Annotated in this window: 9 protein-coding genes and 1 pseudogene; 8 read left to right on the forward strand and 2 right to left on the reverse strand. The window is 72.2% G+C overall.

What is annotated here, in order from left to right; translation table 11 throughout:
• Positions 1–170: 170 nt before the first annotated feature.
• Positions 171–851, forward strand: coding sequence for a GntR family transcriptional regulator (locus E0D90_RS18770; RefSeq protein WP_130799343.1), 681 nt, complete (start codon positions 171–173; stop codon positions 849–851).
• Positions 852–1177: 326 nt separating this feature from the next.
• Here the strand turns inward: E0D90_RS18770 and E0D90_RS18775 are convergent, their stop codons facing one another.
• Positions 1178–1720, reverse strand: a complete 543-nt coding sequence (locus tag E0D90_RS18775; RefSeq protein WP_130799344.1) for a VOC family protein — start codon at positions 1718–1720, stop codon at positions 1178–1180.
• 648 nt (positions 1721–2368) lie between these two features.
• Here E0D90_RS18775 and E0D90_RS18780 point away from each other — a divergent pair.
• Positions 2369–3019: a putative DNA-mimic protein gene (locus E0D90_RS18780; protein WP_103504342.1), complete on the forward strand. Its 651-nt coding sequence runs from the start codon at positions 2369–2371 to the stop codon at positions 3017–3019.
• A 37-nt stretch (positions 3020–3056) separates the two neighbouring features.
• Here E0D90_RS18780 and E0D90_RS18785 read toward each other — a convergent pair whose 3' ends face one another.
• On the reverse strand, positions 3057–3776 hold the full coding sequence (locus tag E0D90_RS18785; protein WP_227870316.1) for an SLATT domain-containing protein: 720 nt from the start codon (positions 3774–3776) through the stop codon (positions 3057–3059).
• A 238-nt stretch (positions 3777–4014) separates the two neighbouring features.
• Between E0D90_RS18785 and purD the strand changes: the two genes are divergently transcribed.
• The 6 genes and pseudogenes from purD to E0D90_RS27955 form a co-directional block, all read left to right on the forward strand.
• Entirely contained in the window at positions 4015–5271 is a 1257-nt protein-coding gene (gene purD / locus E0D90_RS18790) for a phosphoribosylamine--glycine ligase (RefSeq protein WP_130799346.1), read from the forward strand.
• Between the two features lie 491 nt (positions 5272–5762).
• Positions 5763–7517, forward strand: a complete 1755-nt coding sequence (locus E0D90_RS18795) for a M48 family metalloprotease (RefSeq protein WP_130799347.1) — start codon at positions 5763–5765, stop codon at positions 7515–7517.
• 345 nt (positions 7518–7862) lie between these two features.
• Positions 7863–9422 (forward strand): N,N-dimethylformamidase beta subunit family domain-containing protein, encoded by a 1560-nt coding sequence (locus E0D90_RS18800; RefSeq protein WP_103504355.1) that lies wholly within the window; start codon positions 7863–7865, stop codon positions 9420–9422.
• Between the two features lie 214 nt (positions 9423–9636).
• The gene (locus E0D90_RS18805; protein WP_130799348.1) at positions 9637–9843 is read left to right on the forward strand and encodes a hypothetical protein; all 207 of its coding nucleotides are present in this window, start codon (positions 9637–9639) and stop codon (positions 9841–9843) included.
• Positions 9827–10351, forward strand: coding sequence for a DUF6879 family protein (locus tag E0D90_RS18810; protein ID WP_130799349.1), 525 nt, complete (start codon positions 9827–9829; stop codon positions 10349–10351). The genes E0D90_RS18805 and E0D90_RS18810 overlap by 17 nt, the downstream gene beginning before the upstream one ends.
• A pseudogene (locus E0D90_RS27955) lies at positions 10348–10575 on the forward strand (SAM-dependent methyltransferase); the annotation flags it as partial. The gene E0D90_RS18810 and the pseudogene E0D90_RS27955, both read left to right, overlap by 4 nt.
• Between the last annotated feature and the right edge of the window lie 70 nt (positions 10576–10645).

Below are 10645 nucleotides of genomic sequence, written 5' to 3' on the forward strand. Positions count from 1 at the left end.
CCCCCGGCACGCCACCCGGCACGCGCGACCGCGAGATCCCGGACTGCGACGCGGGCTAAGCCGTTCCTTCGGAGCTTCCAGGAGCTGACTGACGACAGCTCCTGGAAGTAACGAACAATGCCGGTATCACGAGATACTTCCTGATTCCCGGTGCCGGATAGAATCCGCCCATGCCCAGCCGAACCTCGACCACCCGGTCCGAGCTTGTCTACGAGAAGGTCCGCAGGGAGATCCTGCTCGGCACGCTTCCGCCCGGTTCCCGGCTGCGTTTCGTCGAGCTGGCCGACCGTTTCACCGTAAGCCAGTCGGTCGTCCGTGAGGCTCTCGTGCGTCTGGCTGAGCAGGGCCTGGCCGTGGCACTCCCGCAGCAGGGCTTCCGTGTTCGCACGCTGACCCTGGTCGAGCTCCGGGAGATCACCGAGGCCAGGATCGAGATCGAGAGCCTCCTCATTCGCCATGCGATCGCGCGTGGCGACCTGGAATGGGAATCCTCGGTGATCGCCGCTCACCACACTCTCGCCCACACGCCCAGGGTGACGAAGGCCGGGAAGGAGAGCGAAGCCTGGACGGACGCGCACGAGGCGTTCCACGCCGCGATTCTTCAAGGCTGCCGGAACGGAACGCTCCTGTCCATCGCCACCTCGCTGCGGGAGTCCGCTTCGCTCTACCGGTGGGCACCGGGGGCGACCTCCTTGGACACCGACCGCGACGTCGCTCTCGAACACCGCCAGATCCTCGACGCTGTGGTAGCCCGCGACGAGTTGACCGCGGCGTGCCTGATCGCTCAACACATCCAGCGCACCACCGACACGTTGAGCGAAGCGATCGACCCGGTGGAAGCGCACAACTGACCCTCACGGGGAAGTCGCCGGCAGCCACCTGCGGGCCCCCGGGGCCGGTCGGCACGATCACTTCTTCCCTCCCCATCGGGAGGGAAGAAACGCCGATGGACGCGTACCGAGCGAGGGGTCGTCCCCGGTCGACAACGTGTGACGCAACCCGTCCGGCCTTCAGAGCGTGTTTGAGACCCCGCGCCGGGCCCGCGACGCCAGCTACGGCCATCTGCTGCGTTGTCAGGAACGCCCGAATACAACCCGGTATGAGGGCGCCCTTCCGCCTTGCAGCTGACCGCATCTGACGCCGCGAGCTGATCCGACGCGGGGTCTCAAGCACGCTCTCAGAGCGCCTGGGCGCGCCACGCGTTGTTGCTGCTGTGGTCACCGTCGAGCCAGCGGGCAAGATCGGCGTGCGGCGTGCGAAGCCGCTCGGCGTTGATGCGTTCCATGTCGGGGTGGTCGACTGTGAACTCGAGTTGCAACCCGTTCGGGTCCACCGTGTAGAGCGACACGCAGTAGCCGTGATCCACCACGAACGTGCCGGGCTCTGAGTGGCCGGCCTGAGCGAGGCGCTCTCGAATGGCGTCCTGGGTCTCCTGCTCGACCTTCAGGGCGACGTGGCGCATCGGGGTGGGTTCGAACTCGGTGTTGAACTGCTGCTGGGCCTGAGGGTCACCCATCTGGAAGAAGGCCAGGGCGCTTCCGTCCGCCAAACCGTAGAAGGTGTGGCAGAGCGCGTACTCGGCCCCGTTGATCATCTCGACCTCGGTCCAGGTGGCGACCAGAGGCAGACCGATGACGTCCTCGTAGAACTGCCGGTTGACTTCTTGATCGTCAACTATCCAGCCGTAGTGGTGCAGCCGGAGCGGCAGTGGTGTGCTCATGGAATGACCTCCGTCGGTCAGGTGGAAGGGAAGCCCCGTGGCTCGTTCTGCCGAGTCACGGGAGGGCAGCGGGAGTCCACCGCGCGCTGAACGCCGAGCGTGCGCGACCCGGGCAGCCGTTTCCGGTGGTTGCGCAGTGGTCGTGGCGTCGGCTGGCGGTCGGGGTCGTGGGCACGGCGTGGTGGAACTGACAGCTGCTCAGGGCCTACAGAACTCTGCGGCCCTCCCCAACCCTAGGAGCTGATCACGAGAAGTCAATCAATTCTCTAGATTCTGCTGAATCTCGAAGTCCGGTCGGCGCGCCGACCGGGCGGTGTCCCCGCGGCCAACCCCGCGCCGGCCCGCAGGACACCGGAGCAACACCCCCGCTGTGCGGGGAGCGCGCCGGCTGCGACTGGCCCCGGCTGGCCGGGGGAGCCGTGACTGCTCCTTGAAAGTCGAGCTGCGCTACCGCGACCGAGAGCGAGCTTCCGGGCCGTCCGATCTTCGGGACTGTCTGCCGTGGGTCGGGTCCGGTGGGCCTCGGGGGAGCGCGGCGTGGGGCGTGCGGGGGAGGAGACCCGGATGCGGCGTGCGCGTGGGGCGCGCCGCGCCGTCCCAGGCTCTACGCTGGGCAGCCCGGTTTCCCCTGTGAGAGAGAGCAGTTACGTGGCCTGTGACCTGTGGCTGGTCCCCCTTGTCGACGTGCTGTGCCACAGCCCCGACAACCCGTTCGCGGAGGAGCTCGCCGACTACGACCGGGCGCTCGCCGCGTCGGGCCTGCCGCCCGTGCCGGTTCACGGGTACGTCCCCGGTACGTCGGGGGAGGTCGCCCCGGTGGCCGGTTTCGACTACGCGGCGCTGCACCTGCTGCGCCGCGCCCACCTGCTGCACCTCAGCGGTCTCGCGGTCACCCCGGTCGACGGGCTGGACGGCGACTACCAGCAGCTGCTGGAGATGTTCGAGGACGCGGCTCAGCAGTCGCACCTGGTCTGGCACTTCGACCACGCGGGCGCCTACGTCCCCCTGGACTTCCCGCAGCCGCTGGTCACGGACGAACTGCTGGCCGGAGGTGGCCCGTTGGGTTCCAGTCACGGCCTGCTGCGTGAACTGGAGTCCGTCGCAACGGCGTTGGGCATCGACCCGCAGAACCCGCCGCCGGCTCCGCCGCCGCCCAGCCGCCCCACCGATCTCGACGAGCCGGCCGACCTCCCGGGGTACGGCGACGGCCCGTTCGCGCGCGAGTGCCATGTCTGGCTCGGGCTGCACGCCGCCGCGCTGCGCAGCCTGGCGCAGGGGTCGATGATCGTCTTCTCCTGATCCGCCCCGCCGCCGGGTCATCCCCCTCCCGTCCGCGTCAGCGTGGCCCCTCCGGGGGCCGCTGGCGCGGCATGGTCGGCCGGGCGGCGGCCTGCGGGACGCGGCGCGGCTGTGCCGCCGGCTCGGCGGGGCGGGCCCGTGCCGAGCCGGTGTGGGCGAGCAGCTGCCCGCCGTCGGCCCGGAAGTCGATCATCCACAACGCCGTTTCGGAGCGCACCAGTTCGGCGATGTCGTCGGAGAACCGCCGCAGCATCGCGAGGCAGCGTTCGGCAGCCTCGGTGGGTGTGCTGTCGGAGGGGCCCAGCGCTTCCCGGGCGGTCTCGGTCGCCCAGTCGTAGCGCAGTTCCTCCAGGCGCCGCTGGACGGCCTGGGCGGTCGCCATGTCCCGCATCCAGCCGCTGGTCAGGCCGAACAGCCGGTCGGCGCCCAGGCAGAGGGCGGCGGCCAGCAACGCGAGGTAGCCCCATCCCAACAGGTCCCCGACACCGGCGAGTTCGAGCAGCGGCAGCAGTACGCCCAGTGCGCCGGCCGTTCCGGCTCCGGCCCGCAGCGCGCGGGCGGCGCGGCGCTTGCGGACCCGGTCGGCCAGGTACCAGTCGACGGTCCGCAGCGCGTCCCGCTCGGTCCGCCGGTAGAGGGCGTCCAGGCGCGAGCACGGCTCGGCCCAGTCGCCGGACGGGAACGGCGGCCCGATGAGGTCGTCCCGTCGCCCGGCCGCGTCCCGCGCGCTCTCGGACTGGTGGTCCGGCTGACTCACTCCGTCACCCCTCTGTCGCCCCTCGCCAACGCGCCACCCCACACTCGCGGGGTTCTTCTTACCGTCCGCCGCGGGGCTCGCCGGGCGCGCGCGGAGCGCGTCGAGGGGCGCCGGGGGCGACCGCGCGGGGATGACGTCGCGGGCCGGAGCGCCGTCGGGCCGCCGGTGGCCGGCCGCCTCGCCCGGGGCAGCCTTCACCCGAAAGAGTGGGTCCGGTGACAGCGATAGGCTGCCGGACGTGAACATCCTCGTCATCGGCGGCGGCGCCCGCGAACACGCCCTGTGCCACGCCCTCTCCCGTGACCCCGAAGTAACCGCGTTGCACTGCGCCCCGGGCAACGCCGGGATCGCCGAGGTGGCCACCGTTCACGCGGTGGACGCCACCGACGGTGCCGCCGTCGCGGCGCTCGCCGTGGAGCTGGGCGCCGCCCTGGTGGTGGTCGGCCCCGAGGCGCCGCTGGTGGCGGGGGTCGCCGACGCCGTGCGCGAGGCCGGCATCCCGGCCTTCGGGCCGTCCGCCGAAGCGGCGCGGCTGGAGGGCTCCAAGGCGTTCGCGAAGGAGGTCATGGCCTCCGCGGGGGTGCCGACGGCCCGTGCGTACGTCTGCGAGAGTGCCGAGGAGGTCGACGAGGCGCTGGACGCGTTCGGTCCCCCCTACGTGGTCAAGGACGACGGCCTGGCGGCGGGCAAGGGCGTCGTGGTGACCCCCGACGCCGATGCCGCCCGCGCCCACGCCGCCTCCTGCGGGCGGGTCGTCATCGAGGAGTTCCTCGACGGCCCGGAGGTGTCGCTGTTCGCCGTGACCGACGGCGAGACGGTGGTGCCGCTGCGCCCCGCGCAGGACTTCAAGCGCGCGCTGGACGGCGACGAGGGCCCGAACACCGGTGGCATGGGCGCCTATTCGCCGCTGCCGTGGGCGGATCCGAAGCTGGTCGACGAGGTGATGGCTTCGGTGCTGGAGCCGACCGTCGCCGACATGCGGCGGCGCGGTACCCCGTTCTCCGGCCTGCTGTACGCGGGGCTGGCGATCACCTCGCGCGGTGTGCGGGTCATCGAGTTCAACGCCCGGTTCGGCGACCCGGAGACCCAGGTGGTCCTGGCGCGGCTGCGCAGCTCGCTCTCCGCGCTGCTGCTGGCCGCCGCGACGGGTGAGCTGGCGTCGCTGCCCCCGCTGAACTGGAGCGAGGAGGCGGCGGTGACGGTCGTCGTCGCGTCCGACGGCTATCCGGCGGCGCCGCGTACCGGCGATCCGATCGAGGGGCTGGCGGAGATCGCGGCCGAGGACGGCCCGGACAGCTACGTGCTGCACGCCGGTACCCGGCTGGATGACGCCGGGCGGGTCCTGAGTGCGGGCGGGCGGGTGCTGTCGGTGACGGCCACCGGCTCTGACCTGCGGGAAGCCCGGGAGCGTGCCTACCGTTCGGTCGAGCGGATCAGCCTGAAGGGTTCGCACTACCGCACGGACATTGCCGCGAAAGCGGCGGAATCGGCCTGAACGCGTCCGAATCCTCTACCCAAAGCCCCACCATCGAGTGACCGTTAGCCCGTATGGCTGACGTTGGCGGAGCACGCCCCTATGGTCTGTCGCGAAGGGGGCGCCCGCTGGTCCGGGCCTCCTGGGCGCATGCAACCGCACGCGCCCGGGGCGCGCGGCCGACGGACGCACCCGCGACGTACGCGTGCGCTCCGGCACCCCGCGCGGGACACCTCGGTCACGCCGGGGCTCACGCGCCCGGCCCGCGGGACACGTGTGGGTGGCAGCACGGGCCCGGCCCGGCGGGCGCCCCCTTCGCTGCGGGACCCAGGTCTGTCCGTACGGGCGCACCCGGCCGCCGGCGCCCGCCGGAGCCGGGCCGGTGCGCGTTCGGGCTACGGCACATTGCGATGCCGGGGGCCGGTGCCACAGTGGGGAGGGCGGACGGGCCGCACCGTCGCCGGTGCGGCGGCAGCGTCCGTTGTCGGGTCACGGCGAGCGGAGGGCAGAGTATGGGGCAACAGCGAGCCACGCCGACGGCGCGGGACCACGCCCTCGCGGTCCTGCGGATACGCAACTTCTTCCTCGCCGCCGCACTGGTGCCGGCGGCCGTGGCCGCCGTCGTCCTCACCGCCGGCCGAACCGGCCACCTCGCCTCCGGCTGGACCCCGTTGCGCTGGTCCCTGGTCGCCGTGGCGGCCCTCGTCCTGGTCGCCGCAGCGGTACTGGCCGCCACCATCGCCCGCGCCCGCCCGGCGGTCACCCCGACCATCGAGATCCCCGAACGGGCCGCACCCGCGCTGTACGCGCTGATGGCGGACCTGGCGGACCGGCTCGACGTCCCCGCGCCGAGCGCCATCGCGCTCACCCCCGACTGCGACAGCTGGCTGGAGGAACCGCCGCGGCGCCGCTTCCGCGCCGCGTCGAGGACGCCCGCCGCCGCTCCCACCGCCGCGACCGCCGCACGGGCGGCCGAGGGCCGGGACCCCGCGCCCGTGCTGGTGATCGGCTCCCCCTTCCTGTGGTGGATGCGCACCCCCGAACTCCGCGCCCTGCTCGCCCCCGTCGTCGCGGGCACCGGCCCCTCCCGGCACCCCGACATCGCCGCCGCCCGCCGCTGCATCCGCGGCCTGGACGCCGCGGCCGCCTTCCGCCCGGACTCCCGCCGGGCGGCGTTCCGGCACCCGCTGGCCGCCTGCGCGGGCCGGGTCAGCCGCACCATGCTGCGGCTCATCGGCAGCCACGCCACCGAGATGGAGCGCGGGGTCGCCGCCGCGGCCTCCGCCCGCGCCCGCCACGTCGACCAGGAGCTGCGCCAAGTCGCCCAGGAGCAGGTCGGCCTCGCCTACGCGGGCTGGGACCGGCTGCTCACCCGGGTCGCGCTCCCCGCCTGGCGGCTCGGCCGCTGGCCCAGCCGGCTCAACGCCGGGGTGGTCTCCTCGCTGACCGACCTCTCCCGCCGTGACCGTCTCGCCGACGGTTTCACCGCCCGGCTCGGCGAACGCCCCGCCTGCGACCTGCTGGAGGAACCGGGCGCGGTCGACCGCGAGATCTCGCTGCTCGCCGCCCGGCTCTTCCACGGCCCGCCGCCCGCCGAACCCGCCCGCGACGGGGGCGCCCACCGTGACGCGGTCGATCCCGACGGCCGAAGCGACCTGGACGGCCCACACGGCAGCGACGACCCGGACAGCCCGGAGAACCCGGACAGCGCCGACAGCCCGGACAGCGCAGCCGGGTCCGGCACCGGCTGGGAACCGGTCGGCTGGGCCGCCTACCCGGAGCAGATCGTCGATCGCCTCTGGCGTGAGCGCGCCGCCCGCCTCTTCACGGCGATGGGCGACGACGGCACCCCCGCCCTGAGCACTGTGCTGCGCCGCCTCGCCGAGGACGACGGCGACTTCGCCGACACCCTGGCCGCGCGCCTGGCCGCCGCGACCGCCCGCGCGGAGCACCAGGCGGCCCCGGAGCCGCTGGCCAGCAGCGTCGCCGCCGCTCCGCTCGCCTTCCCCAGCCCGCCGCCGCCCAGCGGGCGGGAACTGCTGGTGCAGCACATCGCCGCCGGGGTGTGCTGCGCGGCGACGGACACGGCGTCCGGCGCGCCGGGCCTCGACTGGCTGGACGGCCCGGTGCTGACGATCGACGGTGCCCGGGCCGCGGACCTCGCCGATCCGGTGCACGCCCTGGTCGACAGCGGCGACCCGGAGCCGCTGCGCGCGTGGCTGGCGGACGCCGGTGTCCACACCGACAAGTTGGTCCGGCTTGTCTGAACCAGGCGGCCCGGCCTCCGGCCCGGCAGCGGTGGTCGGTGGTCGGTGGTCGCGGGTCGCGGGTCGCGGGTCGGGTAATCGGGGGCGCGTACGGCGCGCGGTGGTGTGCGAACCGCTCCGCGTGCGAGCGCGCGCAAGCCGGTTAAAGGCGGGCAAACCTCGGAAAACAGTCGGCGCGCGCTCCGCTGATGATCGCTCTCTGGGCAAAGCATTGACCAGGTGAACGACCAGCGGTAACGGCGCACTAGCAATATGTGATGTGCTGGTAATGACGATGGCTCGGGTGGGCCGCGCGGACGCGGAATCCGGCCGGGCAGGGCGGTCGTACGAGGGAGGGGCGTGTCCGTGAACGCGGATCAGAACCGGCGGTGGGAGTCCGGCGCGCTGGCGCACGCTGTCTCGGACCCGTTCGGCCAGGGCCCGCTGCCCTGGCTCCGGCGGACCGAGACCTACATGGACGGCGGCGGCCGTCCCGTCCCCTGGTACGTCGACCCCGGCCTCGGCGGCGCGGACGGCGCCGCCGCGCCCGAAACGGAGGCCGGTGCCCGCAACCGCCTCACCGCCGTCCCCGCACCCCGCCGCCCGCACACCGAGACCGGGCACGACTCCGGCCCGCGCACTCCCGACGACGAGCACTGCCAGATCAAGGGCTTCACCCCCAACTGCACAGTCGCACCGGGCGAGTACATCGACTTCCGGGTGACGCTGGACCCGCCGCAGAGCTTCACCGTAGACATCTACCGGATCGGGCACGTCGGCGGGGACGGCGCCCAACTCCTCATCAGCAGCCCGCTGCTGGCCGGCACCCGGCAGTCCAAGCCGCTGGTCGCCGACCGCACCGTCTCCTGTCACCACTGGTGGCTCTCCTGGCGCCACCAGGTCTCCTCGGCCTGGCGGCCCGGCGCGCACGTCGCCGTCCTCACCACCGCCGACGGCGAGTACCGCTCCCACGTCCCGTTCACGGTGCGGGACGCCCGCGCCGCGGACCTGCTGCTGGTCCTGCCCGACATCACCTGGCAGGCGTACAACCTCTTCCCCGAGGACGGCCGGACCGGCGCCAGCCTCTACCACGCGTGGGACGAGGACGGCCGGCTCGTCGGTGAGTCCGAGGCCGCCGTCTCCGTCAGCTTCGACCGGCCCTACGCGGGTGCCGGGCTTCCCCTGCACGTCGGCCACGCCTACGACTTCATCCGCTGGGCCGAACGCATGGGTTACGACCTCGCCTACGCCACCGCCCGCGACCTCCACGCCGGCTGGGTCGACCCCACCCGCTACCGGGGGATCGTCTTCCCCGGGCACGACGAGTACTGGTCGGTGCCGATGCGCCGAGCCGTGGAGCAGGCCCGCGACCTCGGCACCTCGCTGGTCTTCCTCTCCGCCAACACCATGTACTGGCAGATCGAGTTGGGCCCGCTGCCCTCAGGTGACCGCGACCGGCTGCTCACCTGCCGCAAACGGAGAGGCCCCGGACGCTCCGCGCTCTGGCGCGACCAGGGCGAACCCGAACAGCAGCTTCTCGGCGTCCAGTACGCGGGACGCGTGCCCCGCCCCAGCCCGCTGGTCGTCCGCAACGCCGGGCACTGGCTGTGGGACAAGACAGGCGCCGCCGAGGGCGCCGAACTCGCCGGCCTGGTCGCGGGCGAGGCCGACCGCTACTACCCGCGCGCGCCGCTGCCCGCCCACACCGAACGCGTGCTGCTCGCCCACTCGCCCTACCAGGACGAGCACGGCGTCCGCCGCCACCAGGAGACCTCCCTGTACCGCGCCCGCAGCGGCGCCTGGGTCTTCGCCGCCGGGACCTTCGCCTGGTCACCCGCGCTGGACCGACCCGGCCACGAGGACCACCGCATCCAGCAGGCCACCGCCAACCTCCTCGACCGCATCTGCGACCCGGACCCCGGCTGACGGTTCCGCGTGCCGATCCCCGCTGCTGCGGCAAGACGCAGCATCCGGGGCACGTCTGGGCCAATGGCCAGGACGGGCCGTCTTCCTCCGGTCGCTCGTGTCTGTTTATGCCGCAACGCGCAAGGTCGCGTTGCCGCATGGACGCCCGTCCGGCGCCCCCGTACGGTTTCGGCTATCAGGGGCCGTCCGGCCCTGGGGGCAAGGGGGTTCGAACATGGCTCGTGAAGAACTGACCCGGCTCACCGGCAACGGAAACGGCACGTGCGCAGATGAGGACTGCCCTAACGTCTACCGCACGGCAGAGGGATCATTCCTGGTTCAGGGCGAGGTGTCCAGCGCGTTCGATGCCCCGCAAGGGGAAGGGCTCGTGGAGATCCCGGAGGAGACGTTGCGGGAGGCTTTTCGTGCTCTTGGATGGTGAGAACTGGAGCCGCCGTTTCGCGGGCATCACGAGAGAAGCCTGGCGCCTCGAAACCCTCCCGCAGTATCTTGTACCGCAGGAGGCCGAGGAGTTCTCCGCTTTCCGTGAGGGGCGGTCGCTGACTCCCTACACGTCTTCCGCGTACTCGGAGCGCGTTTCGCGTCAGCGCTCCGAGGGCAAGCAGAACGGCCGCGTGCACATTGTGTCGCAGCCGCTGTCCGACTACCTTCGCTTCGAGTTCAGCCGTTACTACCGGGTGCACGTTGAGGCAGGCGACAGTGTTCGCATCCTCGACGTCACCGACCGATCGAACCCTCTTGAGGGGGTCCAAGATTTCTGGATGTTCGATCAGTCAGAGGTAGTCCTCATGAACTATGAGCCTGATGGCACTCAGATCAACCGCGAGGTATTCGAGGTCGACGTTTCTCCCTTCATTGAGTACCAGCGCATCGCAATCGCGCAGTCGGTGCCCTTCGAGGAGTACGTGAACGGTGGCCATCCAGCCTGATCAGCTTGACCCCTCCGGCTATTCCCGGCGCGTGCGGGCCGCAGGGAATGCATAAGGGTGTTTTTGCGGGAAAGGCCACGCACGCCTACCGGTATAGCTATACTCTCCGGAAATGGGAAAGCCTCTTGCGTAAGGCTGGATTTCGGGAGGTGAAGGTGTACGAGTTGGATGCCCCGACGCCAGGTCACATCGGGACCCTGGTCGGGCGCGCGGTGATGTCCTGAGAAGTGGTGTGAATCGATGGCGTGCGCGGCGGCGGTCAGGGGCGGGTGGCCGGGCGGGTGATGGTGAGGG

Source organism: Streptomyces otsuchiensis, assembly GCF_004305975.1.
GTDB lineage: Bacteria > Actinomycetota > Actinomycetes > Streptomycetales > Streptomycetaceae > Streptomyces > Streptomyces otsuchiensis.